Source organism: Pseudomonas sp. NPDC088885, assembly GCF_044750025.1.
Lineage (GTDB): Bacteria > Pseudomonadota > Gammaproteobacteria > Pseudomonadales > Pseudomonadaceae > Aquipseudomonas > Aquipseudomonas rustica.
The window spans coordinates 1-1798 of the sequence record NZ_JBIVJB010000236.1 but is presented as its reverse complement, the minus strand read 5'-3'; the positions used below and the strand labels follow the sequence as shown (position 1 = coordinate 1798).

The 1798-nt window shown below is 60.6% G+C and carries 2 protein-coding genes; both read right to left on the bottom strand.

The window, feature by feature from the left end; all coding sequences use genetic code 11:
• The coding region (locus tag ACIP1X_RS28875) for an MBL fold metallo-hydrolase (protein WP_400755974.1) at nucleotides 1-736 on the bottom strand (736 nt) is incomplete at its 3' end.
• A 6-nt stretch (nucleotides 737-742) separates the two neighbouring features.
• A partial coding sequence (gene bamC / locus ACIP1X_RS28870) for an outer membrane protein assembly factor BamC (RefSeq protein WP_400755973.1) occupies nucleotides 743-1798 on the bottom strand: 1056 nt, incomplete at its 5' end.

Sequence of the window (1798 nt, the reverse complement as noted above, 5' to 3'; positions counted from 1 at the left end):
CTGAATCTTGATCGGCCAGTTGCAGCCAGTCCGGGTCGCACCCGAGGGTGTCGACAAAACATTGCCGGGCCAGCTGCGGCATGTTGTTCTTGCTGCTCAGATGAGCCAGGACAAGGTGTTGCAAGCCCTGCCAGCCCAACTCGGACACCAGGAAAGCCGCCTGATGGTTGTTCAAATGTCCCAGCTCGCCGCCCACCCGCTGCTTGAGAAAGTACGGGTAGTGCCCACGGGCCAGCATGTCACGACAATGGTTGGACTCGATCATCAACGCATCGAGATCCCGATAACCGTCCAGCACCCGCTCGCAGTAGGAACCCAGATCGGTCAGCAGGCCGAAGCGCCGCTGCTCTTGATCACTGAAGACATACTGGGTCGGTTCCTGCGCATCGTGGGCCACGGCAATGACCCCGATGTTCAGTGCACCGATCTGCAGTTGCTCGCCGCCGGCCAGAAAGCCTGCGGGTTCTATCGGTTTGCGCATCCCGCGCAGTGTGCCGCGACTGAGGTAGACCGGCAGATTGTAGCGTCGAGACAGTAAACCCACGCCATGCACGTGGTCGGCATGTTCGTGGGTTACGAGTATCGCGCTCAGTTGCGCCGGGTTCACACCCAGGCGCAACAGGCGTTTTTCGGTTTCCCGCAGGGAAAAACCACAATCCACCAGCACATACGTATCAGCACTGGCGATCAGCGTGCCGTTCCCTTGGCTACCGCTGCCGAGAACGGCAAAACGCATGGTTGATCAGCCCAGGTTGTCCTGAATCACGCTCAGCACTTTACGCGCCACTTCAGCCGGCGCGACGGTGTTGATGTTTTTCTCGACGGTGACCTGAATGTTCTCGCCAACCTTGCTCAGGCGAACCTGATAACGCTCGGCACGGGATTCAACTTCTTCCTTGGTCGGCGCACTGCCGAACAGGCTGCTGAAGAAACCAGGCTTGTCGTCTTTCTTCTCGGCTTTTTCGGCCAGGTTGATGTAGTACAGACCAAGGCTGCGGTTGATGTCTTCAACGCGCCATTCGCCTTGTTCCAGTGCACGGCCAACGCTCGACCAGGCACGATCCAGATCGGTACCGACGTTCAACACCGGGTTGCCGCTGCCGTCTTCGCTGAGGCTGACGCGGCTCGGCGTATCGAAATCACGCGAAGCGAGCATCGACACCGAACCGCCCTTCTCGGAGATCCGGCTCATGCTTGCGAGCATGTCGTCGACCAGCGCAGCGTCCAGGCCAGTGTTGACCGAGCGGTTGGTGAAATCGACATCGGCGGTGCTGCCGGCAGGACGCTCAGCGCTGACCACGTAGATTTCACTGGTGTTGCGCTGCACGCCTGGCTCGATACGCACACGGACGCGGGTTTCGCTGTCAGTGGCGACGCCAGCCGCGCTCAGGCGCTTGGCCATCGACGCGGACAGCTCATCGGAATGCTGCCAGGTGGTGGTGAATTCGCCGGTTTGCGGACGCTGTTCATCCAGACGGAAACCGTTGTCCTGGAAGAATTGCACCGCCACTGGCCAGACTTCGGCCGGTGGATGCTGGGCCATGACCCAACGCGAATCGCCGCTCTTCTGCAGCGAGTAGTCGGTGGCATCGGCGATGGCCGACAGTGGCTGAGGACGTGGAACCACGTATTCGCCCTTGGCGGTGTCATCAGCGACGTTGCGCGGGATCGGCAGCAGCGGATCCAGACGCTTGGAGGTGCTGACATCCGGTGGCAGTTGCATCGGTGCAGTCTGTTGCGCTTCCAGGTAATCGCTACCACGGTCACGGAAATAACCCTCCGGGCCCCAGACCCATCC